The following is a 23,452-nucleotide window of genomic DNA, read 5'->3' on the forward strand; positions in this document are numbered from 1 at the left end:
CCACAATGTCGTGTGTTTTGCAGCCAATGTGAAGGGGCAAGCCGCTTTGTCTCCCTTCGAGGCCTAGACGCTTTGCGCAAATCACCCGAGATTCGTTTCTGAGGCGAATCATGAGGATGTGTAGATGGAATTGTCGGAACGCGGCGGATTGGAACTTTGGCGTCGGGCGGTGACGGCCTCCGTGCGCTCAGATGCGCCGGATCTGACCGCCCGCCAGCAGGCGATCCTGATGACGATCGCGCTTGCCCCCGGCCCACACACCGTGCGCGGCCTGGCAGACCATCTCGACATCGCGAAACCCGCCGTCACCCGTGCGCTCGACACCCTGTCCCGGCTGGATTTCATCCGCCGCGTCAAGGATGATAATGACCTTCGAAATATCTTCATTGAGCGTACGCCGGCCGGAATGGCCTACCTTCGGGCCTTTGCCGGCCTTGTTCTTGCCGCAGCATCAGGTGAGAGTGATGATACATTGGCGCCGCGGCGCGGCGGCAAATCCACCGCAGCAGCCTAGGCGCGTAGCAGCCCGAGGCTCGCCTTCTGCCTGAATTGACAGACATTCGGTTGGCGCGCCCGTCAGGGTCGGCAAAGGCTTTTCAGGTCGTCGTCGGTGCAGCTGCCCTTCGCGAGGTTCCCGCAGTGACAGCGCCTCTCTCAACCCAGGTCCTGTTTGGCGAAACTGTCGATGTTTTTGGCCAGCAGGGAGCTTTCAGCCACGTCCGCTGCCACCGTGACCATTATGTCGGCTGGATTCAGTCAGAGGCCTTATCGCCGACGATCACGTCGCCGGACCACAAAGTGTCGGCCCTGCGCACATTCGCTTATGCTGGCCCGGACCTGAAATCGCCAGTGCAGGCCATGCTCAGCCTCGGTGCCCGCGTCACGATCACGGATACTGATGGCGATTATGCCAATTGCAAGCAGGCTGGCTGGGTCCACACGCGCCATCTCACGTCGCTGGACACGCGGGAAGCCGACGCAGTTTCCGTCGCCGAGCGCTATCTCCACACGCCGTACCTTTGGGGCGGACGCGACAGTCTCGGCCTCGACTGCAGCGGCCTCACCCAGCAAGCCTTCGAGACTGTGGGCGTGCTGCTGCCGCGCGACAGTGACATGCAGTTCGCCTGGGCCGGGGACGACATCGCAGACTGGTCAGCGCCTGGCGCCCTGAAACGCGGCGACCTCGTGTTCTGGAAGGGCCATGTCGGCATCATGTCCGACAGCTATCATGTCCTGCACACCAACGCCTGGCACATGGCCGCCGCCCGCGAGCCGCTCGACGAGGCAATCGTCAGGATCAAAACGCATTACGCTGAGCCCATAGGGGCCCGGCGTATTGATGTTGGTAGCCTCGCGGGACAGGTGCCTCGCTGGATGGCCGAAATCGTCGCCTAGTGGTGGCCGTCGTCAGCGGCTGGCGTTTCGATCGGAGCTGATTCGGTCGCCGTCGTGTCTGGTGCGACTTCAACAGGGGCTTCTGGCGCTGTTTCATCGGGCGCGTCGCCTTCCACAGCTTCCGTCACAGCGGCGTCTGCAGGTGCCGTTTCGCCGTCTGCAGGTGCCACGTCGCCTTCAGCCGGAGCGGCCTCGTCCGATGCGGCGGCAAGCGGCGCGGGGAGCGCAGGTGCGTTCGGCGAGTTCGCCGCCAGATAGGCAATCACGTTCACGCGGTCCGAATCACGACGCAGGCCTGCGAACGACATGGACGTGCCACGTGCATAGGCGCCCGGATTATTGAGCCAGTGATCGAGCTCTTCATAGGTCCAGTCGCCACCGATGCCCGAGAGGGCGGCTGAGTAGGCGAAGCCGGGATGAGCCGTCTTGGCGGCACCGACCACGCCATGCAGGTTCGGGCCGGTTCCGTTGGCACCGCCATCAGCAATGTTGTGGCAGGTCGAGCACTGGGCCTTGAAGGTGCGTTCGCCCTTTGAGGCGTCTGCGCTGACCAGCGCTGCACCCAGGTCGAATACTTCTTCAACCGGCGCGCTGGTGCTGCCGCTATCGGCCACCTGAACGCAATAGGCGTATTTCGCGCACATCTGTTCGCTCATAGAGGTCGCCTCGGCGTGTTCCTCGCCGTGATGGCCTTCTGCTTCACCGTGGCTGAACACGATGCCCGAAAGCTGGTGCAGGCCCATCAGGCCGAGCGCAGTGGCGAGCAATGCGCCTAGGATCTTGTTGACACCGAGTTCTCCCATTGGGGTATTCCTTCGAATCTGTCTGGTCATGTGTCTTGGCGCGCGCCTTTTGGCACGCTAACGGAGTGCAGACAACATAAAGGCTGTGACGAAGACGCGCTTCTCCTTTCGTCGCGGCGATCCGACGCATGCAGACCAGGTAAAAAGGACGCCGAATGGCCAATCACATCGCTTATCAGGGAGAACCGGGGGCAAATTCGCATATTGCCTGCAACGAGGCCTATCCGCGCCTGTCGCCGCTGCCCTGCCGCACCTTTGAAGACTGCTTTACGGCCGTCGAGAAGGGCGACGCTGATCTCGCCATGATTCCGGTCGAAAATACGATCGCCGGGCGTGTCGGTGACATTCACTATCTGTTGCCCACGACCAGCCTTCAGATCGTCGGCGAACACTACCTGCCGATTCGCTTTCAGCTGATGGGCCTGCCGGGGGTGAAACTGGAGGAGATCAAGAAGGCCCGGTCCCACATCATGGGTCTCGGCCAGTGCCGCAACTTCCTGAAAGCTCACAATATCGAACCGGTAACAGCCGCCGATACCGCCGGTGCGGCCCGCGAAGTGGCTGAAGCGGGTAATCGGTCTATTGCGGCCATCGCGCCGCGCCTTGCTGCCAAGGTCTATGGCCTCGACATTCTGGCCGAAGACATCGAGGACGCTGCCCACAACACGACGCGGTTCATTATCATGGCCCGCGAGCCGTCTGACATCGAAGCCGGGCAGGGACCTGCCAAGACCGCTTTCCTGTTCGAGGTCCGCAACATTCCAGCTGCGCTTTACAAGGTCATGGGCGGCTTCGCGACGAACGGCATCAACATGACCAAGCTGGAGAGCTACCAGATCGGCGGCTCGTTCACGGCGACGCAGTTCTATGCCGAAATCGAAGGCCATCCCGACGAGCGTCCCGTCCAGAACGCGCTTGAAGAGCTGGGCTTCTTTTCGCAGTCACTGAAAGTCCTCGGCGTGTTTCCCGCGAAACCGACCGTCGGCCTCTAGCAGGTCTGCGTTTCGAACCGCAGCGCGTCAGCAACATGCTCGGCAAAAAGCTTGGCCTTGCCGCGCAGCTTGCCAGACGTCCAAACGCAATGGATCGGACTTGGCGTCGCTGTCCATTCGGGCATCACGCGGACAAGGCTGCCATCATTGACGCAGTCCGAAACAAGCCAGCTGGCGGACAGGAACAGGCCGAGCCCATTCTGCGCTGCCTGTAGCAGGAGGTCTCCTGACGAGGCCTTGAACCGTCCATCGACCTTGACGCTGACAGTCTCGCCGTCGCGCGACAGTACCCACTCGGTTGTCGCAGTCTGTCGGAACATGACTGCATCATGCTGTGCCAGGTCACGCGGATGCTGCGGAGTGCCCCGGGCCTCGAGGTAGCCGGGTGCGGCCCACAGCGCCCGGGGGGCTTCGCCCACCTTCTTGGCCATCAGGCTGGAATCGACCAGCGTGCCGATCCTGAACGCGAGGTCGACCCCTTCGCCAACGAGGTCTGTGAACGTATCGTCCGTCAGCACATCGACGCGAACATGTGGATAGAGCTTCATGAAGCTCGCGATCCGCGGCCCGATCACGAGGCGCGCCATGGATGAGACACAGGAAATGCGCAGCAGGCCTACCGGCTCGTGGTCCAGGCCGCGCGCCTCCGCCTCAGCATCGTCGAACTCTGCGAGAATATCGCCTGCGCGCTTGTAAAACCGTTCGCCAGCCTCTGTCAGGCTCAGCGACCGTGTCGTACGCAGGAACAGGGCGGCGTCGAGACTTGCCTCAAGGTCCTGTATCCGCCGCGAAACGGTCGGCTGGCCGAGGCCAAGATCGCTTGCGGCTTTGGAAAAGCTGCCCGCATCCGCAACGCGAATGAACAGGCGCATGGCATCTATACGGTCCACCCCCGGGCCTCCTATGCGTATTCAGAATGAAGCATATGGGGTGTGTCAGCGTTCTGCGAAGGGCAAAAGCGCCTAAAACTCGGTCAACCAGGGCGAATTTGCCGCCTCGTCCGTCCCTGATCGAGAAAGCTGTCCTCATGAGCAACCTGAAAATCCATGACGAGACGACTGCGCCACCCGCCGTGCGGTCCTTGCTTGAGCGGGTGAAGCGCACAAACGGGGTCATTCCGAACATGCTGGGCGTGCTGGCGGAGAATCCTGCCGCTCTTGAAGGCTATCTCTGCCTGTCGCGCATTTTCGAAGACGCGGGATTTTCGCCTCTGGAGCGTCAGGTCGTTCAGCTGACGGTCAGCATCGAGAACGCCTGCCACTTCTGCGTTGCCGCGCATTCGGCTGCAGCGGCAGCTGAAAGCCTCGATGTGTCAGTCATAGATGCCATCCGCAACAACAAGACTATCTCCGCTCCCCGGCTGGAAGCATTGCGCGTCTTCACCCGCCGCATGGCGCAACAGCGCGGCTTCGTGTCGGACACGGATGTCTCGGTGTTCCTGAATGCAGGTTGGGATAAGGCGGCCATCCTGGGTGTGGTTCTCGGCGTCGCCCTCAAGACGATGTCGAATTATGCCAACCATGTGGCCGAAACGCCGCTGAATGCGGTCTACAAGCCGTTCGCCTGGGCGCCTTGTACCCGGGCATGCGCCGGAGACGACGACTGACGTCGGCAATACATACGTAACGCACGCTGCGCGTTCACGGAATCGTGGGCCCGGCTCACAGGTGTTTGCATTGCCCGCGAGTACCGCGACATGAGACCTTGCCCGCAGAAACCTGAGAGGGACGCTCACAATGTTCGACAAGATCAAATCCTACGCGCCGCACGTGTTCAGCCTCATTGCCTCGGCCGTGTTCCTGGACAGCTTGCGCTACAAGTTCACCAATGCCCCCGAAACGCAGGCCATCTTTGGCCGGCTGGACGCCTGGGCTGGCAGTTTTGGGGCAGGGGGACTGTTCGCGGAGACTGGCCTGTTCAGCCAGTATGTCATCGGTTCGGCCGAACTGGTCGCGTCGGCTTGCCTCCTACTCGGCGTGTTTGCTGCGTTCCGCCGTCTCCAGACGCTCGGCGCCCTGATTGCCGTCGCCGTCATGAGCGGGGCAGTCAGCTTCCACCTGTTCACGCCGCTCGGTATCGATCCGAACAATGATGGTGGTGGCCTGTTCGCCATGGCTGTAACGGTCTGGGTGGGTTCGCTGACGCTTCTCATCGGGCGGCGCCAGACCCTGTTCGCCATCCTGGGCGGAATTCGTGACGCCATCTTGCCGGTAACGGAGCTAGCGTCGCCAAACGCGTTTGCGAAAACCCGGATCCACCCCGTCTGAGTTTTTGCCCGGTCGCCGGGGTCTTTTTTCGGGGCTGTTCCCACTCCGCCTCGAACGTCCTCCCGGGCCCCGGTGACCCCACTTACCTCAACGCAATCTCAAGAGAACGTCCATGAAACTCCGTCCCCTTCTCATTGCCGCTGCAATCGCCATCTCACCCGTCGTGGCGTTCGTGCCTGCAGCCGCAGCAGAGCCGGCAATCTATACCGGCCGGTTCTCGACGACGGCCCTGCAGGGTTATGATCCTGTCGCCTATTTCGATACCGGGGTCCCCGCCAAAGGCTCGAAGGATTTCACCGCCGAATACAAGGGCGCAACGTTCCGGTTCACCAGTGCGGGACACCGCGATGCCTTCATCGCCGATCCCACCGCCTATGTACCGCAATATGGCGGTTATTGTGCCTGGGCGATGGCCGACGGCAAGTATGCAAAGGGGGACGCCCGCCACTGGAAGATTGTCGATGGCAAGCTCTATCTGAATTACAATTCCGACATTCAGGGTAAATGGAATGCCGACATCCCGGGCTTCATTTCGAAAGCCGATACGGAATGGTCCGCGCTTAACCAATAAGGCAGTTTCCGCCACAAATCTGAATCGCCAATTACCTGCGGCACGTGTCCTTTCCGGAGACGTGCCGCCTGCTTTTTTCCTGATTTCTCAAGACCCGTATTGTGGCGCGTTGCGCGGCGGACACACTTTTTTTCCGCACGCAAACATAAATCCGAATTCATGCAATTTGCCGCAATCAATCGCTAGATTCCGGTTTCCCGGAGACGGGATAACAAAAGGAATACCTCCCATGAAACTTGCACTCACCACGGCCATTTCCCTTGTTGCCTTCGCGGCTGCTCCTGCCTTCGCGCAGGATACCGGCTTCTACGGTACGATCGGCTACGGCAACTATAGCGCGGACGATGCCGACCTCGGCGCCATCCAGCTGCGTGGAGGCTACAACTTCAACGAATTCCTCGGTGCAGAAATCGAAGCGGGCGTCGGCGTTGCTGATGAATCCACGACGATTGCCGGTATCAATGCGAACGTTGAACTGGAAAACTCCTACGGCGCATATGCCGTCGGTCGGATTCCATTCGCTGAAAAGGCCGATGTTTTCGGCCGGATCGGTTATGTGAGCACTGAGATCAAAGCCACGGCTGGCGGCGTGTCCGCTTCGGCCGATGACGACGCTGCGGCGCTCGGTGTTGGCGGCGACTATTACTTCGCTCCCAACCAGGGCATCCGCGTCGGCTATACCTATCTCGACTATGACGACTCGATCGACGTGATCGACGTTGCCTACGTTCTGAAATTCTAGGTCTGGCCGATAACGGTCCGGTCGGGCGGGCAGCCCTTAATTGACTGCCCGGCTGGATGGCCCCCGCACTCGGAGTGGGTGCGGGGGTTCCATTCTCCCGACATCATGCGCCATTCACGTATAAAAAAACGGGCGAGACAGGCTCGCCCGTTTTCCGAATTGTCGTCCTCAGACTTATTTCTTTTTTGCGGCCGGCTTCTTTGCAGCAGGCTTTTTTGCGGCTGGCTTTGCAGCGGCTTTTTTCACGGCTGGTTTCGCAGCAGCTTTTGCAGCGGGCTTTTTGACGGCCGGCTTCTTAACGGCTGGTTTTTTGGCCGCTGGTTTCGCAGCGGTCTTTGTTGCAGTCTTGGTTGCCGGTTTGGCAGCAGGTTTTTTTGCTGCCGTCTTAGCGGCTGGTTTCTTCACTGCCGGCTTTTTTGCGGCCGGCTTTTTCGTTGCAATTGCCATTTCCGATCTCCTGTCAGTGGCGAGCCAATAATATTGTGATTCGCGGGAAATCAACTCTTGATTTTCACCTGAGGCGCGAGCGGAAACAATGGTCCGTATACGACTAGTCGTCCCGAAGAGCCCAAGTCTTCAATATATGATGAGCAATTGCCATCGCGGGAGGGCAAAAAATCTCGGGATGTTTGCCGGAAAGAATTTCGCGTGCTTCGGCGCGCGTGATCCATCTTGCTTCATCGAGCTCGGTTTTATCGACGGTTATTTCGAGGGTTTCGGCTTCGAGAATCAGCCCGACCATGAGCGATGAGGCGAACGGCCAGGGCTGGCAGGCGACATATTCCGCGTTTGCCGGGTCGCACACGATGCCTGCCTCTTCGAACAGCTCGCGGGCCGCCGCCTGTTCGATCGTTTCGCCCGGCTCGCAAAAGCCGGCGAGACACGACATGAACCCTGCGGGCCACATCGCCTGGCGACCGATCAGGCATTTGCCGTCTTTCACTGCCAGCATGATTGCAACAGGATCGGTGCGCGGGAAATGCTCGGCGCCGCATTCCGGGCACTGGCTCTTCCATCCGGCATCGACAACGCCAACCCGTCCGCCGCATTTGGCGCAGAAGCCATGACTGGCATGCCACAGGAACAGGCTGCGAGCGGTTGAAACAAGATTGGCTTCCATCTCGGCCATCGCGCCAACGGCCATGCGGAATTCGCTGAAATCGCCGGCGCCTGCGATCAGCGAGGAACCAACGTCGAAACCGTCGGGCAGATTGAGCGCGAAGACCGGCGCGCCCTGCTTGTCCTCGCCCAGGAACAGCGTTGGCGAAGCGGGCGATAGCTTGCGCGCTTCGGGACCCATCCAGAACAGTCCGCTCTTTTCGACGAAGGGTTCGCCCTTGCGCATCAGGAAGAACAGCACGTCGTCCTGCTGCATGGCCGCTTCAAGCCAGGCTTCATCGGTACGACGATGCGCCGCGCGGTCGAGAGGCTTCGCCGCGAGCGGCATATCGTTGGAATTTGTCATGGATCGGGACACTACCGGGTTTGCGAGGGAAGGGAATTGCTTAACCGCCACACGCGATCCTGCCCATACCCCATAGTCAAAACCTGCATATTCGGCTAGGGCGCGCTCCAGACACCCAATTCCTCCTCCCGAAAGCCTATAGTTCTTATGTCCCAGTCCATCGAGAAAATGCGCAATATTGCGATCATCGCCCACGTCGACCACGGCAAGACCACGCTGGTCGATGAACTGCTCAAACAGTCCGGCACCTATCGTGAGAACGAGAAGACCGTCGAGCGCGCGATGGACTCCAATGATCTCGAGCGCGAGCGTGGCATCACGATCCTCGCCAAGACCACCTCGGTTGAGTGGAAAGGCCACCGCATCAATATCGTCGACACGCCCGGCCACGCCGATTTCGGCGGCGAGGTCGAGCGTATCCTCCAGATGGTTGATGGTGCCATTGTGCTCGTCGATGCATCCGAAGGCCCGATGCCGCAAACCAAGTTCGTGGTCTCCAAGGCGCTGAAAGTCGGCCTGCGCCCCATCGTGGCCGTGAACAAGATCGACAAGCCAGAGCGCCGCCCCGACGAAGTCATCAACGAAGTGTTCGACCTCTTCGCGAACCTCGACGCCAGCGACGAACAGCTCGACTTCCCGATCCTCTACGGGTCGGCCAAGCAGGGCTGGATGAACACCGACTACGAGAATCCGACCACCAACATGGACGCCCTGTTCCAGATGGTCGTCGACCATGTGCCGACCCCGAAAGTCGAAGAAGGCCCGTTCCGCCTGCTCGCCACGACAATCTCGTCCGACCCGTTCCTCGGACGTATCCTGACTGGGCGCATTACGTCCGGCACGGTAAAACCGAACCAGCAGATCAAGGTCCTTGCACGCGATGGCTCGCTGGTCGAACAGGGCCGCGTGTCAAAGGTTCTCGCCTTCCGCGGCCTTGAGCGCGTACCGGTCGATGAGGGCGTGGCTGGTGACATTGTTTCGCTCGCCGGCATGACGAAAGCAAACGTCGCCGACACGTTCTGTGATCCATCGGTTTCGACCCCGATCGAAGCCCAGCCGATCGATCCGCCAACCATCTCGATGACGTTCCGCGTCAACGACTCGCCGCTTGCCGGTACTGAAGGCACCAAGGTTACATCTCGGATCATCTGGGACCGGCTCGTCAAGGAGGCCGAAGGCAACGTCGCCCTCAAGGTAGACCGCGCTACCGATGCCGAGGCCTTCACCGTCTCCGGCCGGGGCGAACTCCAGCTCGCCGTGCTCATCGAAACCATGCGCCGCGAAGGCTTCGAGCTTGGTGTCTCGCGTCCGCAGGTTGTGATGCAGGAAGGCCCGAATGGCGAGAAGCTCGAGCCGATCGAAGAAGTCGTCATCGACGTGGATGACGATCATTCCGGTATCGTCGTGCAAAAACTGTCCGAGCGTAAAGCCGACATGCTCGACATGCGGCCCTCGGGCGTTGGACGTACGCGCATGGTGTTCCATGCGCCGACACGTGGCCTGATCGGCTATCAGGGAGAGCTGTTGTCCGACACGCGCGGCACTGCCATCATGAACCGCGTCTTCCACGAATACGCCCCACACAAGGGCCGTATCCAGGGCCGTCATACCGGCGTGCTGATCGCCATGGAGCAGGGCGAGGCTGTCGCCTTCGCGCTTTGGAACCTCGAAGACCGTGGCCCAATGATCATCAATCCGGGCGACAAGGTCTATGCCGGCATGATTATCGGCCAGCATACGCGCGACAATGATCTCGAAGTGAACGTCCTCAAGGGCAAGAAACTCACCAACATGCGCGCTTCCGGCAGCGACGAGGCAGTTCGCCTCACGCCGCCAATCCAGATGACTCTAGAAAAGTCGCTCGCCTATATTGCGGACGACGAGTTGGTCGAGGTCACGCCGCAGAATATTCGCCTGCGCAAGATTTTTCTCGACCCGCACGAGCGCAAGCGCCACGCCAAGTCGAACCCCGACTACTAGGCCGCCAACGCCGGCAGCCAGAACATCTGGGCGGCAAAATAGCTGCTCACCAGAACTGCTCCGGCAGCCGCGATCGTCATCGCGGCTGCTGTCAGTTTGAGGGCGCCTGACCGGCCTCTCTGGGCGAGCAGGTATAGCTCCAGTCCGGCCAGCGCGACGACCCAGGTACCGGCGACGGCAATGTCTGCCGGGCCCGTCAGGTTGTGTGATCCTGGCATTTCTCCCGCCGTGATGAAGAAATAGAACCCGTAACCTAGGCGGAAGAACCACACACCGCTGACTGCAATGAACATGCGCAGGGCCCACCGCCGATGGTCGTCGAAGCGACGCTTGAGGGCCGCCCGAAGGGCAAGGCATCCGAACACGATGATCAGCACGCCATCTGCCGTGTTGAGGGCCAGCAAGGCAAGCGATCCGAGATTCGGGCGAAGGTAGGTGAGGATGAGGGCGCCGGAGCTCGTGAGCAGGGCAACGGTGAGGTAGAAGCGTCCGTTCCAGCGATGAAAGGTTCGGAACCGGTTGCGTACCTGCGGGATGAATTGCAGCGGCCCGCTCGCGGTAATCCAGAAGGCCAGCAGCACATGAGACAGGAACAGGGCGTTGCCCAGAACGTCGCCGCTGACGAAGCCGTGGATTACACGTTCGTCCATGCGTTCGAAGTCACCCTGGAACGTCAAGATGTAATAGAAAGCCGCGATATAGAGCACGAAGGCCAGTTGGCCGATCGCGGCCGCCGTGAACCATACGGCCCCTGCAAAGGACAACGCCTTGCGCGGATCGATCAGGGCGCGCGAACGCGCGATTGCGGCGCTGTTGGTCATTTCGGGTTCACTCCAGCCGTTTTAGGTCTTGCGACAAGCTACCGGACGGGTGACCCTCTCCCCATGACACTTGGCGACATAATCATGACGCGCAGTAACATTTTGGCCGCTTCCCGATGACGGTCAGGGCGACTGTATCTGCCGGCTATGCCTCGGCGCTGCTCGATCTTGCCGTATCCCACGGCGCGCCGCGTGAGGCTCTGCTCGCCCGCGCAGGCATTGCTGAGGCAGACCTCGCCGACGCGGACACACGCGTTCCGCTGGCGGCCTTCAAGACGCTCATGCGCGCAGGCAAGGAATTGTCCGGCGAACCGACTCTGGGGCTCCTGTTCGGATCCACGGTTCGGTTCAACGACCTGACCATCGTCGGCCTGATCACCCACGCGGCGCCGGACATGCCCGAAGCCTTCCGCCAGATGAACCGCTATGGCCGCCTGGTCATCGACACGACAGCGCCGTCGGATGGCGACCGGTTCGTCATCACGCGGGAAGGCAGCCGCGCGTTCATTATCGACACACGCAAGAACCCGAACGAGTTTCCCGAACTCACCGAGTCGACACTTGGCAGGTTCATCTGCGGCACCCGGTACTTTTTTCCCGATACCCCGCTTTATTGCTCTGCTGAAGTCACCCACGCCGCGCCAGCCTATGCCGATGCCTATGAGCGCATAATTGGCGTGCCGGTGACTTTCGGCACCAGTCGCAACGCAATGGAAATCACGGAGGCCTTCTTTACACTGCGCCTGTCCAAGGCGCCGCGCTACGTGTTCGGCTCGCTCAGCGCGCGGGCCGACGAGTTGATGAAATCGCTTGATGCATTGCAAAGCGTTGCTGCGCGCGTCGAGGCGATTCTGCTGCCTGTCCTTCACACAGGCGATGTCACCATGGACAATGTTGCAGCGCGTATGGGTGTCAGCCGCCAGACCCTTTACCGCCAGCTCAAGGCGGAAGGCACAAGTTTCAACTCCCTGCTCGATTCCCTCCGCCACCAGATGGCGCTGCACTACCTGTCCGGCGAGAAAGTCTCGGTCAACGAGACAGCCTACCTCGTCGGCTTCTCGGATCCCTCATCATTCTCTCGCGCCTTCCACCGCTGGACCGGTACTCGACCGGGACAAGCCGCCAAGGCCTGATCCGTCCGCCACCACATTTGATTTGCGCCGTCGAGTCCATTATTGGTCTTATCGGGAAAAATGGGGAGGTAATTCATGCGTACACTTTATCCGGTTCTGTTCGCCGCCATGCTCGCGGCCTGTTCAGGTGCAGATCAGGCTGCTGAGGACCCGAAGCCTGATCCGGCTGCCTACGCGGCCTCCTTCCATCATCTCGGCGAGGCCGAGCCGATCGAATTCCCGGGGCACATCACACGCGTCATGGTCGGGCAGGGCGATACGCCGTCCCAGGTCAGCCTTCTGGAGTTGACGGTGCCAGCGCGCTCCGTGGGCGCTCCGCCCCACACACACGCTGACGAGGACGAATACTTCATCGTGCTGGAAGGCAATGTCGTCTTCCTGAATGAAGACGAGCAGGTCTCTGCGCCACCGGGCACGATTGCGGCGCTTCCGAGAGGGCATATGCATGCATTCTGGAATCCGTCGGACGAACCGGCAACGCTCCTTCTGGCAATTGCGCCTGGTGAATTCGAGACATTCTTCGACGAGGTCGTGATGAAGATCCGTGCAGAAAATGCTGATTCCCCGGAACGGATAGGTGCCATCATTGGCGAAACCGCTGCGGCCCGGAATGTGATCGTCGAGCCTGCCAGATTTCCGCAGGAAGCCCTCGACTTGTTGCCGAAATAGGCGTCTAGCCCAACTTGAACTTCATCAGGACTTCGCGGAATTCCCAGAGGTCCTCGCACATGTCGGTATGACGTTTCAGCGCCTGCCAGTGTGACAGGTCGATATCATCCGCCAATGCATCGCGCATGAACGTGACCGCGCATGACACCATGACATCGTCATGCCCGATCATGTCACCCTGCCAGAACCGCGTTGCCTGCGCGGTGCGGGCAATTTCCAACTCATTCATCGCCCGTGTAATCTGTCCTGCACACCGTTCGATCCATGTCGGGTTCGCCCGTTCATGCACATGGCGTTCATAGACCAGCGCCACGGCCTTGTCGGCCATGCCTGAGGCCAATGCGCAGGTTTTCAGAACCGCCCTGCGGGCAGCGCCGGATCGCGGCGCCATCGCCCGCTCAGGTCCCACCATGTCGTCCAGCGCATCGAGTATGGCCGCGCTGTCGATCAAGGCTTCGCCATCGTCCAGTACCAGCGTCGGCACCCGCACGAGCGGATTGTACGCCATGATCTTCCCGGCATCGCCGAACACGGACCATGCGCGGTGTTCGTACGCGATGCCGTACAGGCGCAGCGCGATGCCCACGCGCCGAACAAACGGGCTGTCATACATGCCGATCAGGATCATTCTGCATTCCTCCGCTACAAGTTCAAACCACTGCCTAGCGAGGGGGGCGCATAAGGGGCGCTTGCAACCTCCTAGGCGTCTACAAGCGTCGCCGTGCGCGCCAGAAGGCGTGACCAGGCCGCGTCCGTTTCCGCCGTCCAGTCCGCGCCCATGGCGTCGCGAACGCAATCACGGATCGTGCTGAAAAAGGCGTCGAACAGGTTGTCCGGTACACCATAGGTGCCATGGTTCACGCGCTCGGCCCCGAGGATGACCGGTGCCAGGATGCCGCCCTCGGCCACATCGATCAGGCAGTCGAACGATTGCTGCAGCATTGAGCCGCGTACGCCGCCATCGGTGTCCATGGAGAACAGCGCTTCGAGTTCCGGATGGTCGGCGAACAAACGTGCATAGATCGCAGGTGCCGGGTCGCCCTCGCGCTCGGCGAGGGCTTCGAGGCTGTTCAGGATGAGATCGAGGTCCGGCATGGCGCTAGTCCTCCTTGTCGTCGGTTGCTGCGTCTTTCTTCGCTGGATCGTATTTGGCGAACCAGCCCATGATATTGTCCGTCTTGGCGATCAGGCGGCTGGGGCGCGAAGCGATATAGTGCGGCGAACCCGGTACCCGAACATAGACCGTGTCCACGCCGCGCATTTTCAGCGCCGTGTAGAATTGCTCGGCCTCCCAGGCCGGGGTGCGATAGTCTTCCTCGCCCACCATGATCATCGTCGGTGTGACAACCTTGTCGATATAGCGGATTGGCGAAAACTTGAGGAAGGCTTCCGGGTCCGACCAGGGCTCGGCCCGTATCCAGTGACGCCGCACGACCTGCGCGATATCGCCGGCCAGCGCCATCGTCATCCAGTTGATCACCGGCTTGATTGATGCCGCTGCTGCAAACCGGTCCGTCTTGGTGACGATCCATGCCGTCAGGATGCCGCCGCCCGACCCGCCGGTCACGAACAGGCGTTCCGGATTGGCATATTTGCGTGCCACCATCTCGTCGACAACGCTCATCAGGTCATCATAGTCATTACCCGGATAGGCCTTGTCGATCAGCAGGGCGAAGTCCTCGCCATACCCGGTCGAGCCGCGCGGGTTCGACCAGACTGTAACATAACCCTCTGCCGCATAGCGCTGGATCTCGCTGGCAAAGAAGGGTCCGTACATCGCGTATGGCCCGCCATGGATTTCCAGGATCATCGGGAAGCTGCCATCTGCCTTGAAATCCGGCGGGAAGGCCACCCAGGCTTCGATCTCACGGCCGTCGGCGCTGGATGTCACCTTGATCTCCTCGACCTTCGCCATTTCGAGATAGGGCAACACGTCGGCATTGAGCGCGGTCAGCACTTTCGGGTTCTTCCCGTCCATGCCGACGACCCCCACTTCGGCGGGGCGGTCGGCAAAGCCTGCCATGTAGGAGACGACCGGTTTCCGGCCGCCGCTGACCGAGAAGCTGCCATCGGCATAGGGCCTGCCGATCGACCCGCCGCCAATACCGGTCACGACCTGCGAAACCTTGCCCTTCAGGTCGATGTCGAACAGCGTCAGGACGCCATGATCCTCCGACAGGACAAGGAGGCTCTTGCCATCCGGGGCCCACTTGGTCATCCCGATCTCACCCGGGAAGTCTGCTGCAAGCGGGCGTGCATTCGATCCATCGGCATCCATCAGGTAAAGATCGGCCTGCTGGTAGGACAGTGTCTTGTCGTCAAAGCCGCGATAGGCAATCGTCTTGCCATCGGGTGAGACGACAGGACCGGCGTCCGGCCCGTCGCGGCTGGTCAGCGGCGTCACCGACAGGTCGGCCAGTTCCACCGCGTAGATTTCGCTTTCGACCGGATCGAGGTCGCGGTCCTCTGCGGTATTTCCCGAGACCAGCAGCGTATCATTGTCCAGCCATTCCGGTCCGGTCATGTCGGCCTTGCCGAATGTGACCTGGCGGGGCGTTCCGCCATCGACCGGCAGCACGAATACCTGCGTTGCACCATCCTTCAGGTAGCCCTCACCATCGAAGCGGAACGTCAGGCGGTCGATGACCTTCACGCCGTCATTCCATTTCGCGCCTTCCGGCGGGGTTGGCGCTTTTGCGAACGAGGGCGCCTCGCCCTTCACGAACATGCTGAACGCGACATGCTTGCCGTCCGGCGACCAGACCACTTCGGACGGGCTTTCCAGGAATTGTGCGAGCGGAAAGCTGCGGCCCGAGTCGAGATAGAGGACGCGCACTTCCGGCTTGCCGTCGGTTGCCGTTGAATAGACGATCCGGCTGCCATCGGGCGACCAGCGCGGCGCACCAGCGCCTGCGCCGCCTGTCACCAGAGGGCGGTTCGAGCCGTCAGCCAGCGAGAGAATCCATATCTGGCCGGTATCCTTGTCGGTCATCCGGTCCATGGAATGGCGGACATAGGCGACCGTCTTGCCATCCGGGGAGATTTGCGGATCGGATGCGTATTCCATGTCGAACACCCGGTCCGCCGTGAATCGCTTGGAAGGGGCCTCATCCTCTTTCGCAGTGGCGCCGCCAGCTGCGAGCAGAACGGTCACGCCCGCCATCAAAATGTGCCGGATTTTCATTGCTCACCCCTTTTTGCGTGTCTGGAACCAAGGAAATAGCACGGGCCTGCCGACGCGGACAATAAATTCGCGGGCGGGGCCTCGGCGACTCACTCGCGCTCTTGCGATTCGCGGTCTCCCCGCGCATATAACCCGGAGGAGGCAGGTGGCGGACGGGCCATTCGCCAATCGGGTCAGGTCGGGAACGAAGCAGCCCCAACGATTTCAGCCCGGGTCGTTCGCCTGTCTCCGCCTTTTCCCTCTCTCGTCCGGCACAATTTATTTCCCGTCAGGCGGGTCGCCGGGTGCACGAATTGTGGATAGCGTATTCGTCTGTCTGGACAGGCGATCTCGGAGCGCCTTAACTCGCCGTTAACCGGAATTCCACGCCCTTTTTGACGGATTTAAGAAAAGCCCCGTTGACCGCATGTTAACCTTCCGACACTATATGTTGTGTCAGGAGAGAAGTTGGGGGCCATATCTGGCTACCGGGGGCTTCAGTTCCTATATATATCAATGAAACTGGAGGGCTGCACATGTCTGCATCCGAAGCCAAGTCTGTGACCAAATCCGCGCCGCGTAAAGGCAAGCCAAAAGCCGGTGCCGATGCGGAATTGCGCGTGGTCGAAGGCGCTCCGGTGAAGACCGATCCCTCCCGCGATGCCCTGCTCACCGATTTCGGCAAGACCACGCTGAAAGACCGCTATTTGCTGCCCGGGGAGTCCTATCAGGACATGTTTGCCCGTGTGTCCACGGCCTTTGCAGACGATTCCGAACATGCCCAGCGCCTCTACGACTATATGTCCAAGCTCTGGTTCATGCCGTCCACGCCGGTCCTGTCGAATGGCGGCGCGTCCCGCGGCCTGCCGATTTCCTGCTTCCTCAACCAGGTTGGCGATTCGCTTGACGATATTGTCGAGACCTGGACCGAGAATGTCTGGCTCGCGTCGAATGGTGGCGGCATTGGTACCTATTGGGGCAATGTCCGCTCGATCGGTGAGAAGGTCGGCCAGAATGGGCAAACCTCCGGTATCATTCCCTTCATCCGCGTGATGGACTCGCTTACCCTCGCGATCAGCCAGGGCTCGCTGCGCCGTGGCTCTGCTGCCTGCTATCTCGACTGCCACCACCCTGAAATCGAAGAATTCCTCGAGATCCGGAAAGCGTCCGGCGACTTCAATCGCAAGAGCCTCAACCTGCATCACGGCATCAACATCACCGATGCCTTCATGGAAGCAGTCCGCGCCGACGAGGATTTCGGCCTGATCAGCCCGAAATCCGGCGAAGTCGTCCGCACCATCAATGCCCGCAAGCTGTGGCAGAAGATTCTCGAACTGCGCATGCAGACCGGCGAGCCCTACCTCCTGTTCACCGACACCGTGAACAATTCCATGCCGGCCCACCAGCGCAAGCTGGGCCTTAAGGTGACCCAGTCGAACCTCTGTTCGGAAATCACCCTGCCGACCGGTATCGACCATCGCGGCCAGGACCGGACAGCTGTCTGCTGCCTCTCCTCGGTCAATGCCGAGAAGTTCATGGAATGGTCGAAGGACGAGAACTTCCTGGAAGATATTTTCCGCTTCCTCGACAACGTGCTCGAAGACTTCATCGAGCGCGCACCGCCGGAAATGGCGCGGGCCGTCTATTCGGCCAAGCGCGAACGCTCGGTCGGTCTCGGCCTGATGGGCTTCCACTCCTTCCTGCAGGCGATGAACGTTTCCATGGAAGGCGCCATGGCCAAGGTCTGGAACGAGAAGATGTTCAAGCATATCCGCCAGGGCGCCGATGCTGCCTCGGTCAAGCTCGCCAAGGAGCGCGGCCCGTGCGAGGACGCCCGCGATGTCGGCATGATGGCCCGCTTCAGCCACAAGATGGCCGTTGCGCCGACTGCCTCGATTTCGATCATCTGCGGCGGCACGTCGGCCGGTATCGAGCCGATCCCGGCCAATGTCTACACCCACAAGACGTTGTCCGGTTCGTTCACCGTCAAGAACCAGCAGCTCGAAGCGCTGCTCGATCAGAAGGGCCTCAACAATGATGAGGTCTGGACCTCGATACTCGAACATGAAGGCTCGGTGCAGCACCTCGATTGTCTCGATGAGCACGAGAAGAATGTCTACAAGACGGCCTTCGAACTCGACCAGCGCTGGATCATCGAACTTGCGGCCGATCGCACGCCCTATATCTGCCAGTCGCAGTCGCTGAACCTGTTCCTCAAGGGTGACGTATCCAAGTGGGACCTGCACATGTTGCACTGGACGGCTTGGGAACGCGGCCTGAAGTCGCTCTATTACTGCCGGTCCAAGTCGGTCCAGCGGGCTGCCTTTGCCGGGTCAGAGCGGGTTGAAGGCGCTGCGATGGACACGCCGAACACCGATTATGACGAGTGTCTTGCCTGCCAGTAGGGGCAGTCATTCCGGAATGGAACAATGAAGCGGCCGGCTCCTTTCGGGCTGGCCGTTTTTCTGCTGTAGGTGGAAAAGTCGGCTGCCTGAACATCGGGCACCCAACGTGTCAATTGCCTCAATTCAAACAAAAACGTCTACAGGTTAACGGCGGAACTGTCCCGTGTGGCGTGCTTCTTGCGAGAAAAAGCCCGATGAATTCGGGTTCTGGAGCGAAAACTGAAGGTTAGCGTTTCATCAACCAGAATTAATCTTTGATGAGTGAAAGGCGTTTGGGAATGGTGTGTCCTTTATGCTACATTAAGCGCGTTGGGGTGTAATTCTCAGTATAAGCGGAAGCTTACGAGGATGAACCATGAAGGGTATCAGGCGTATGGTAATCGCAGTAGCCTCTACAGTGTTGACGCTGGCCTGCCAGGGCTGCGTTTCGACGTCCCCACATGATTTCGTGCGGTCCGAACCGGCCGTTCCACCATCGCTCGGAATGACGATGGCCGTTCCGACGGCGCTGGGTGCGAGCCCGATGCAGCCCGATGCAGCCGAAACGGTCTCCATTCATGTCATCGACGGTACACCTGCCCGGTTTTCGGGCCCGGCGATGGGGAGCCTGCCAGCACCGGTTGCGGCATTCGATGGCGCAGCTCCGGCCAATTTCGGTGTCGCGCCCGGTATTGTTCCGTCCGACCTGCCCGAACTCACCTGGACCGGCAGTCCGGCACTCCTCGCAATTGCGGCAGAGCGCGGACAGGCCCGCCTGACAGGTGCGACCCAGATCGAGAAAGACATCGCGGCCGAAGTTGCCTTCTCGGCGCCCATGGCATTGACCGGACTCAATTTTGATGTCGGCGTCGCGCCCCGCATCGCCGTGCGCGAAGAAGGCGAGCTGCAAAGCCAGCGCGTCGGCGGTGAAGTCCGTATCGGTCGTGACTTCAACATTCTTGGCAAGGACGGCCAGCCACAAGGTTGGTACATCTTCGCCGGTGCCGATGGCGAAGCCCTTGTCTGGGATGCCGGCAATTCGAGTTTTGCCCCGAATCTCAACGACATGTCCCTGACTGACCAGGTCACCGTGGGCGACATGCAGGCAGGCGTGTCGATCCAGAGGGCAGGTGGCGAACTGTCGCTCAGCTACATTCGCCGGGAAGTGAAATATGAAGACCGAAACGGCAGTATCAGCGACACGGAAGATTTCGCAGGTGTAAGTTTCACGATGCGCCGATAGGTGCTAATGCCCCGGCCATGATGATGGCCCAGACACGTTATCGGGCCGCGCTAGTCGCGGCCCTTTTTATTGCGCCCCTGGTTCATGGCCAGGAGGTCAAGAAGCCTGCCGTGGTCTCGCTCACGGTGGAGAACGACAAGTTTGGCGGCGGCACGGACCGCAATTATTCCAATGGATTGCGTATCGAGCGCGTGTCCGGTGCCGACGAGGTTTTCCCCGCGCTCGACTGGATTGCTGACCGCTTGCCGGTCCTCAACCTGGATCGCAAGGAATTGCGTCAGGGGTTCGCCTTGTCCCACACGATCTTCACACCGGAAGACAAGACACTCGCCGTGCCGGACCCGACCGACCGGCCATATGCGGCCTGGCTCTATGCATCAGGCACCATCGTCGCGGCCAGCGCCAACACGCAGGACACACTTCAGGTCAATCTTGGCATTGTCGGTCCCTCGGCCGGTGGCGAGTTCATCCAGAACAATTTCCACCGTATCATCGGCGTGGCCGAGGCGCAGGGCTGGCCCAACCAGTTGCGAGATGAACCGGGCATCGAGATCATTGCCCAGCGCCTGCACCGTTTCCCGGGCCCCACCCTACCGTTCGGCATCGAAACTGATCTCGGTTTCGATATCGGCGGCGCGCTCGGCAATGTGCGCACATATGCATCTTCCGGCCTGACGGCCCGCATCGGCTGGGATCTTGATTCCAGTTTTGGTCCGCCGCGCATCCGTCCGGCGCTCTCGGGGGCAGGCGAGTTCATCCCCGGCACCGAAGAGAATCCGCTGGGCGGCTATTTCTTCGTCGGCGCCAGCGGCCGCGCCGTCGGTCGCGACATGTTCCTGGATGGGAACCTGTTCCGGGATGGCCCGCGCGTCGAAGACCGCAAGGATTTCGTGGGCGACCTCCAGGCCGGTCTCGCGATCCATTACCGCGAAGTCCAGCTTGCCTTCACTTATGTGAACCGCACCGAGGAATTCGATTCCCAGATCACGCCACAGCGCTTCGGCGCCTTCTCCATTTCGGTCGCCCATTAGGTCGTCGGGAAGCGGGGCTATCCCGCCTTTCTGAACGTCAGGCTGATGCGCCGTGTGCCCGTCATCTCGTGCACGCCAGCCTTCACTGGCAGAACGCCATGATAGGCGAGCCGTGCGCTGCGCCCGAACACCAACGCGTCGCCATGTTCCAGCAGCACCGTCTGTTTCAGCCCCGTCCGTTGTGCGCCGCCGATAAAGAACCGACCTGGCAGGCCGAGCGACACGGAGACGACCGGCTGGCCAAGGTCCTGCTCGTCCCGGTCCTGGTGCGCTGTCAGCCGGGCACCGATTTCATAGCAATTGATCAGGCAGGCATCGGGATTGAAGTCAGCAGCGCCGAACGCCGCTGCTGCCCGCTGCGCCACATCGCGGAATATATCCGGCATGTCCGGCCATCGCTGCCCGGTTAGCGGATCCACCGGGTCGTAGCGATAGCCGGATCGGTCCGACACCCAGCCGACCTCACCGCAATTTGTCATCGCGACCGACATCGTCTTGCCGCCCGGCGTCACCAGATGCCGGAAAGGCGCTGCCGTCAGCACGGGCTGCAGCGCTATCCATAGGGCGGGGGCATCGGCAAAGCCCGGCAGGTGCAAGATGTCCTCGCCACGCCAGGCCTCACCGGGTCGCAATCTGCTCAACAGGTCAGCCATCACGTCGCATCATGGAAGATGATTCCCGTCGCAAATCGCGTGCCCCGCGTCAGCGTGGAGACGCCATGGCGCATCTTCACGCGATAGTCGCCGCGCGTGCCTTTCACGGGCCGTTCGTTCACCGCAAACACCACCGCCTCGCCCGCGCGGATCGGCACGACATGCGCGCGTGACTGCATCCTTGGCCGCTGTTCGGTCAGCACGAATTCACCTCCGTCAAAATCCTGGCCCGGTTCGCTCAGAAGGATAACGACCTGCAACGGAAAAACGATCCCGCCATAAAGGTCCTGATGCAGGCAATTATAATCGCCTTCGCGATAGGACAGGATCAGTGGCGTTGGCCGCTCCTGACCCGCCGCACGGCACGATTCAAGAAACGCCGCATGGGTCTCCGGATAGCGCACATCCAGTCGCATCCGCTCTGACCAGCGATTGGCGATGGCGGCGCACCCTGGATACAGCGCGGCGCGCAGGTTCGCGATCCGGGCGGGCAGGGGATAGCGGAAATACTTGTACTCGCCTCGCCCGAACCCGTGCCGCGCCATGTGCACATGGCTGCGATACTGTCCGTCATCTCCGAAGGCGCGCGATAGGGCGGTCCGCGCCTCCGTATCCAGCAATGTGCCGAGCGAAGCAAAGCCCTGCCTGTCCAGTGCCGTCTCAACGGCGGACCAGTTGATGTCTGCGGCGTCCATTCTGCCTCCTGCAAATTTATCGAACTGGGCTTAGACTCGCCGCGCCGCGCCCGCATTCCGATTCATGCTGGTTGGCGTTTGCATTCTTGTACGGCTAAACAGCGCTACCCGTCACACTCATCATGGAGACCGGACATGGGGAAACATACAGCCATCGTCAGATGGTCGCGCGGCGACGATGACTTCAAGGCCAATAAGCATTCCCGGGCGCATGAATGGGAATTCGATGGCGGCCTCAAAGTGCCGGCCTCCGCATCGCCCGACATCGTGCCGCTGCCCTATGCCGTCGCCGAGAATGTCGATCCGGAAGAAGCCTTTGTGGCGTCAATCTCCAGCTGCCACATGTTGTTTTATCTCCACAAGGCGCGCGATGCGGGCTTCATCGTAAACAGCTACGAAGATGAGGCTGTCGGTGTGCTGGAGGCGAACGCGGCGGGCCGACTGGCAATCACCCGGGTCACGTTGAACCCGGTCGTCAGCTACGAAGGGCTGGCCCCGTCGCCCGGGCAAATCGAATCCCTGCACCATGCGGCGCACGAGCTCTGCTTCATCGCCAATTCCACGACGACCGAGATCACGACAAATCTGGCCGATTCCTAGCCGGGAGATTTTCAGCATGCGCGGCATTGTCGTGCATGCTGGAGTTTCCCATCTGAACGTCCAGGCCGACAATGATTGCCCGAATACCCGGCCCGGAAACCTTCCCGCCATGACGCTCGATTTCCTGACGCCCGAAATAGTTCAGGCGTTCTTCGCCGTGATCGCAATTGACCTGGTTCTGGCTGGCGACAATGCTGTTGTCATCGGCATGGCCGCTGCCGGTCTGCCCAACCACCAGCGCGGCAAGGCCATCCTGATCGGCATCATTGCGGCAACCGTCATGCGTATCGTGTTCGCGCTGATCGCCGCCGAACTGATGTTGGTCGTCGGCCTTCTGTTCGCGGGTGGTCTCCTCCTGCTATGGGTCGCGTGGAAAATGTGGCGCGAACTTCAGGCCAGCGCCGCCCACGCTGCCGAAGAGGCGCTTGCCGCCGCAGACCTTGATGGCGACGGCCGCGTCGCAGGCCAGGCTTCCGGCAAGAGCCTGCGTGCAGCAGTCACCCAGATCGTCCTCGCCGACGTCTCCATGTCGCTCGACAACGTGCTCGGCGTTGCGGGCGCGGCGCGAGAACACCCGATCGTGCTCGTGTTCGGCCTCTGCCTGTCCATCCTGCTCATGGGCCTTGCCTCTTCCTTCATCGCCCGCGTCCTGGCGCGGCACCGCTGGATCGCCTTTGTCGGCCTCGCGGTGATTCTCTACGTCGCGCTCCACATGATGTGGCAGGGCGGTCTGGAGCTCTGCAATGAAGGCCTTCAGATGGTCGACATCGGCGTTCCGGCAGCTTGCCGTGCCGGCCACTAGGCACATGAAGAATCCGTCTTGCGGGTCTCGCAGGACAGGCAGA

Annotated in this window: 25 protein-coding genes and 1 other RNA gene; 16 read left to right on the forward strand and 10 right to left on the reverse strand. The window is 60.9% G+C overall.

Translation table 11 applies throughout. The annotated features are described in order from the left end of the window. Nucleotides 1-124: 124 nt before the first annotated feature. Nucleotides 125-514, forward strand: coding sequence for a MarR family transcriptional regulator (locus AC0L7I_RS07220; RefSeq protein ID WP_473398875.1), 390 nt, complete (start codon nucleotides 125-127; stop codon nucleotides 512-514). Between the two features lie 35 nt (nucleotides 515-549). Further along, a complete protein-coding gene (locus tag AC0L7I_RS07225) occupies nucleotides 550-1,395 on the forward strand; it encodes a C40 family peptidase (protein WP_473398876.1) in 846 nt (281 codons plus the stop codon). On the opposite strand, the gene AC0L7I_RS07230 is transcribed toward AC0L7I_RS07225, so the two are convergent. Continuing rightward, complete coding sequence (locus AC0L7I_RS07230; RefSeq protein ID WP_473398877.1) at nucleotides 1,392-2,198, reverse strand: c-type cytochrome; 807 nt, start codon at nucleotides 2,196-2,198, stop codon at nucleotides 1,392-1,394. The genes AC0L7I_RS07225 and AC0L7I_RS07230 overlap by 4 nt on opposite strands. Before the next feature lie 155 nt (nucleotides 2,199-2,353). Between AC0L7I_RS07230 and AC0L7I_RS07235 the strand changes: the two genes are divergently transcribed. Next, a complete protein-coding gene (locus AC0L7I_RS07235) occupies nucleotides 2,354-3,190 on the forward strand; it encodes a prephenate dehydratase (protein ID WP_473398878.1) in 837 nt (278 codons plus the stop codon). Here the strand turns inward: AC0L7I_RS07235 and AC0L7I_RS07240 are convergent. Next, the gene (locus AC0L7I_RS07240) at nucleotides 3,187-4,080 is read right to left on the reverse strand and encodes a LysR family transcriptional regulator (RefSeq protein WP_473398879.1); all 894 of its coding nucleotides are present in this window, start codon (nucleotides 4,078-4,080) and stop codon (nucleotides 3,187-3,189) included. The two genes, AC0L7I_RS07235 and AC0L7I_RS07240, sit on opposite strands and share 4 nt — an antisense overlap. A 137-nt stretch (nucleotides 4,081-4,217) precedes the next feature. On the opposite strand from AC0L7I_RS07240, the gene AC0L7I_RS07245 reads away from it, so the two are divergent. From AC0L7I_RS07245 to AC0L7I_RS07260, 4 genes are all read left to right on the forward strand, one after another. Next, nucleotides 4,218-4,796 (forward strand): carboxymuconolactone decarboxylase family protein, encoded by a 579-nt coding sequence (locus AC0L7I_RS07245; RefSeq protein WP_473398880.1) that lies wholly within the window; start codon nucleotides 4,218-4,220, stop codon nucleotides 4,794-4,796. 130 nt (nucleotides 4,797-4,926) lie between these two features. Beyond that, nucleotides 4,927-5,457, forward strand: coding sequence for a hypothetical protein (locus AC0L7I_RS07250; RefSeq protein WP_473398881.1), 531 nt, complete (start codon nucleotides 4,927-4,929; stop codon nucleotides 5,455-5,457). A 112-nt stretch (nucleotides 5,458-5,569) separates the two neighbouring features. Further along, nucleotides 5,570-6,028, forward strand: a complete 459-nt coding sequence (locus AC0L7I_RS07255) for a YHS domain-containing (seleno)protein (protein ID WP_473398882.1) — start codon at nucleotides 5,570-5,572, stop codon at nucleotides 6,026-6,028. A 229-nt stretch (nucleotides 6,029-6,257) separates the two neighbouring features. Then, nucleotides 6,258-6,770 carry an outer membrane beta-barrel protein gene (locus tag AC0L7I_RS07260; protein WP_473398883.1) on the forward strand — a complete coding sequence of 171 codons (513 nt, stop codon included), beginning with the start codon at nucleotides 6,258-6,260 and terminating at the stop codon, nucleotides 6,768-6,770. Between the two features lie 174 nt (nucleotides 6,771-6,944). Here the strand turns inward: AC0L7I_RS07260 and AC0L7I_RS07265 are convergent, their stop codons facing one another. Together AC0L7I_RS07265 and nudC are read right to left on the reverse strand one after the other, a co-directional pair. Continuing rightward, nucleotides 6,945-7,217 carry a hypothetical protein gene (locus AC0L7I_RS07265; RefSeq protein WP_473398884.1) on the reverse strand — a complete coding sequence of 91 codons (273 nt, stop codon included), beginning with the start codon at nucleotides 7,215-7,217 and terminating at the stop codon, nucleotides 6,945-6,947. Nucleotides 7,218-7,320: 103 nt separating this feature from the next. Next, entirely contained in the window at nucleotides 7,321-8,235 is a 915-nt protein-coding gene (nudC, locus tag AC0L7I_RS07270; RefSeq protein WP_473398885.1) for an NAD(+) diphosphatase, read from the reverse strand. A gap of 147 nt (nucleotides 8,236-8,382) precedes the next feature. On the opposite strand from nudC, the gene typA reads away from it, so the two are divergent. Further along, a complete protein-coding gene (gene typA, locus AC0L7I_RS07275; protein WP_473398886.1) occupies nucleotides 8,383-10,215 on the forward strand; it encodes a translational GTPase TypA in 1,833 nt (610 codons plus the stop codon). On the opposite strand, the gene AC0L7I_RS07280 is transcribed toward typA, so the two are convergent. Further along, entirely contained in the window at nucleotides 10,212-11,036 is an 825-nt protein-coding gene (locus AC0L7I_RS07280) for a DUF2306 domain-containing protein (RefSeq protein ID WP_473398887.1), read from the reverse strand. The two genes, typA and AC0L7I_RS07280, sit on opposite strands and share 4 nt — an antisense overlap. A 116-nt stretch (nucleotides 11,037-11,152) precedes the next feature. Here AC0L7I_RS07280 and AC0L7I_RS07285 point away from each other — a divergent pair, with 116 nt between their 5' ends. Both AC0L7I_RS07285 and AC0L7I_RS07290 read left to right on the forward strand, forming a co-directional pair. Continuing rightward, on the forward strand, nucleotides 11,153-12,169 hold the full coding sequence (locus AC0L7I_RS07285) for an AraC family transcriptional regulator (protein ID WP_473398888.1): 1,017 nt from the start codon (nucleotides 11,153-11,155) through the stop codon (nucleotides 12,167-12,169). 75 nt (nucleotides 12,170-12,244) lie between these two features. After that, the gene (locus tag AC0L7I_RS07290; protein WP_473398889.1) at nucleotides 12,245-12,838 is read left to right on the forward strand and encodes a cupin domain-containing protein; all 594 of its coding nucleotides are present in this window, start codon (nucleotides 12,245-12,247) and stop codon (nucleotides 12,836-12,838) included. A 4-nt stretch (nucleotides 12,839-12,842) separates the two neighbouring features. Here AC0L7I_RS07290 and AC0L7I_RS07295 read toward each other — a convergent pair whose 3' ends face one another. From AC0L7I_RS07295 to AC0L7I_RS07305, 3 genes are all read right to left on the reverse strand, one after another. Continuing rightward, entirely contained in the window at nucleotides 12,843-13,466 is a 624-nt protein-coding gene (locus AC0L7I_RS07295; protein ID WP_473398890.1) for a glutathione S-transferase family protein, read from the reverse strand. Between the two features lie 71 nt (nucleotides 13,467-13,537). After that, on the reverse strand, nucleotides 13,538-13,933 hold the full coding sequence (locus AC0L7I_RS07300) for a globin (RefSeq protein ID WP_473398891.1): 396 nt from the start codon (nucleotides 13,931-13,933) through the stop codon (nucleotides 13,538-13,540). 4 nt (nucleotides 13,934-13,937) lie between these two features. Next, complete coding sequence (locus tag AC0L7I_RS07305; protein WP_473398892.1) at nucleotides 13,938-16,022, reverse strand: prolyl oligopeptidase family serine peptidase; 2,085 nt, start codon at nucleotides 16,020-16,022, stop codon at nucleotides 13,938-13,940. A gap of 140 nt (nucleotides 16,023-16,162) precedes the next feature. Here AC0L7I_RS07305 and ffs point away from each other — a divergent pair. From ffs to AC0L7I_RS07325, 4 genes are all read left to right on the forward strand, one after another. Beyond that, nucleotides 16,163-16,252: signal recognition particle sRNA small type (gene ffs / locus AC0L7I_RS07310), an RNA gene on the forward strand. Between the two features lie 285 nt (nucleotides 16,253-16,537). Beyond that, a complete protein-coding gene (locus AC0L7I_RS07315) occupies nucleotides 16,538-18,406 on the forward strand; it encodes a ribonucleoside-diphosphate reductase subunit alpha (RefSeq protein ID WP_473398893.1) in 1,869 nt (622 codons plus the stop codon). A 373-nt stretch (nucleotides 18,407-18,779) separates the two neighbouring features. Beyond that, complete coding sequence (locus AC0L7I_RS07320; protein ID WP_473398894.1) at nucleotides 18,780-19,628, forward strand: lipid A-modifier LpxR family protein; 849 nt, start codon at nucleotides 18,780-18,782, stop codon at nucleotides 19,626-19,628. A 17-nt stretch (nucleotides 19,629-19,645) separates the two neighbouring features. Further along, nucleotides 19,646-20,659: a lipid A deacylase LpxR family protein gene (locus AC0L7I_RS07325; RefSeq protein WP_473398895.1), complete on the forward strand. Its 1,014-nt coding sequence runs from the start codon at nucleotides 19,646-19,648 to the stop codon at nucleotides 20,657-20,659. A 17-nt stretch (nucleotides 20,660-20,676) separates the two neighbouring features. Here AC0L7I_RS07325 and alkB read toward each other — a convergent pair whose 3' ends face one another. Both alkB and AC0L7I_RS07335 read right to left on the reverse strand, forming a co-directional pair. Then, the gene (alkB, locus tag AC0L7I_RS07330; protein ID WP_473398896.1) at nucleotides 20,677-21,312 is read right to left on the reverse strand and encodes a DNA oxidative demethylase AlkB; all 636 of its coding nucleotides are present in this window, start codon (nucleotides 21,310-21,312) and stop codon (nucleotides 20,677-20,679) included. After that, nucleotides 21,312-22,007 carry a 2OG-Fe(II) oxygenase gene (locus AC0L7I_RS07335; protein ID WP_473398897.1) on the reverse strand — a complete coding sequence of 232 codons (696 nt, stop codon included), beginning with the start codon at nucleotides 22,005-22,007 and terminating at the stop codon, nucleotides 21,312-21,314. Before AC0L7I_RS07335 ends, alkB begins: the two co-directional genes overlap by 1 nt. A gap of 135 nt (nucleotides 22,008-22,142) precedes the next feature. Here AC0L7I_RS07335 and AC0L7I_RS07340 point away from each other — a divergent pair, with 135 nt between their 5' ends. Both AC0L7I_RS07340 and AC0L7I_RS07345 read left to right on the forward strand, forming a co-directional pair. Beyond that, a complete protein-coding gene (locus AC0L7I_RS07340) occupies nucleotides 22,143-22,607 on the forward strand; it encodes an OsmC family protein (RefSeq protein WP_473398898.1) in 465 nt (154 codons plus the stop codon). Nucleotides 22,608-22,716: 109 nt separating this feature from the next. Further along, on the forward strand, nucleotides 22,717-23,409 hold the full coding sequence (locus AC0L7I_RS07345; protein WP_473399122.1) for a TerC family protein: 693 nt from the start codon (nucleotides 22,717-22,719) through the stop codon (nucleotides 23,407-23,409). Nucleotides 23,410-23,452 lie beyond the last annotated feature (43 nt).

This window comes from Hyphomonas sp. J20-32 (genome assembly GCF_055808555.1).

Excerpts from the sequence above, each read along its gene's own strand:
- AC0L7I_RS07290 (WP_473398889.1), top strand. The coding sequence starts at position 12,245 with ATGCGTACACTTTATCCGGTTCTGTTCGCCGCCATGCTCGCGGCCTGT.
- AC0L7I_RS07280 (WP_473398887.1), bottom strand. The coding sequence starts at position 11,036 with ATGACCAACAGCGCCGCAATCGCGCGTTCGCGCGCCCTGATCGATCCG.
- AC0L7I_RS07345 (WP_473399122.1), top strand. The coding sequence starts at position 22,717 with ATGACGCTCGATTTCCTGACGCCCGAAATAGTTCAGGCGTTCTTCGCC.
- AC0L7I_RS07320 (WP_473398894.1), top strand. The coding sequence starts at position 18,780 with ATGGTAATCGCAGTAGCCTCTACAGTGTTGACGCTGGCCTGCCAGGGC.
- AC0L7I_RS07295 (WP_473398890.1), bottom strand. The coding sequence starts at position 13,466 with ATGATCCTGATCGGCATGTATGACAGCCCGTTTGTTCGGCGCGTGGGC.
- typA (WP_473398886.1), top strand. The coding sequence starts at position 8,383 with ATGTCCCAGTCCATCGAGAAAATGCGCAATATTGCGATCATCGCCCAC.
- AC0L7I_RS07230 (WP_473398877.1), bottom strand. The coding sequence starts at position 2,198 with ATGGGAGAACTCGGTGTCAACAAGATCCTAGGCGCATTGCTCGCCACT.
- AC0L7I_RS07285 (WP_473398888.1), top strand. The coding sequence starts at position 11,153 with ATGACGGTCAGGGCGACTGTATCTGCCGGCTATGCCTCGGCGCTGCTC.
- AC0L7I_RS07265 (WP_473398884.1), bottom strand. The coding sequence starts at position 7,217 with ATGGCAATTGCAACGAAAAAGCCGGCCGCAAAAAAGCCGGCAGTGAAG.
- AC0L7I_RS07255 (WP_473398882.1), top strand. The coding sequence starts at position 5,570 with ATGAAACTCCGTCCCCTTCTCATTGCCGCTGCAATCGCCATCTCACCC.
- AC0L7I_RS07335 (WP_473398897.1), bottom strand. The coding sequence starts at position 22,007 with ATGGACGCCGCAGACATCAACTGGTCCGCCGTTGAGACGGCACTGGAC.
- AC0L7I_RS07250 (WP_473398881.1), top strand. The coding sequence starts at position 4,927 with ATGTTCGACAAGATCAAATCCTACGCGCCGCACGTGTTCAGCCTCATT.
- AC0L7I_RS07325 (WP_473398895.1), top strand. The coding sequence starts at position 19,646 with ATGATGATGGCCCAGACACGTTATCGGGCCGCGCTAGTCGCGGCCCTT.
- AC0L7I_RS07235 (WP_473398878.1), top strand. The coding sequence starts at position 2,354 with ATGGCCAATCACATCGCTTATCAGGGAGAACCGGGGGCAAATTCGCAT.
- AC0L7I_RS07300 (WP_473398891.1), bottom strand. The coding sequence starts at position 13,933 with ATGCCGGACCTCGATCTCATCCTGAACAGCCTCGAAGCCCTCGCCGAG.
- AC0L7I_RS07245 (WP_473398880.1), top strand. The coding sequence starts at position 4,218 with ATGAGCAACCTGAAAATCCATGACGAGACGACTGCGCCACCCGCCGTG.
- nudC (WP_473398885.1), bottom strand. The coding sequence starts at position 8,235 with ATGACAAATTCCAACGATATGCCGCTCGCGGCGAAGCCTCTCGACCGC.
- AC0L7I_RS07340 (WP_473398898.1), top strand. The coding sequence starts at position 22,143 with ATGGGGAAACATACAGCCATCGTCAGATGGTCGCGCGGCGACGATGAC.
- AC0L7I_RS07220 (WP_473398875.1), top strand. The coding sequence starts at position 125 with ATGGAATTGTCGGAACGCGGCGGATTGGAACTTTGGCGTCGGGCGGTG.
- AC0L7I_RS07260 (WP_473398883.1), top strand. The coding sequence starts at position 6,258 with ATGAAACTTGCACTCACCACGGCCATTTCCCTTGTTGCCTTCGCGGCT.
- alkB (WP_473398896.1), bottom strand. The coding sequence starts at position 21,312 with ATGGCTGACCTGTTGAGCAGATTGCGACCCGGTGAGGCCTGGCGTGGC.
- AC0L7I_RS07305 (WP_473398892.1), bottom strand. The coding sequence starts at position 16,022 with ATGAAAATCCGGCACATTTTGATGGCGGGCGTGACCGTTCTGCTCGCA.
- AC0L7I_RS07315 (WP_473398893.1), top strand. The coding sequence starts at position 16,538 with ATGTCTGCATCCGAAGCCAAGTCTGTGACCAAATCCGCGCCGCGTAAA.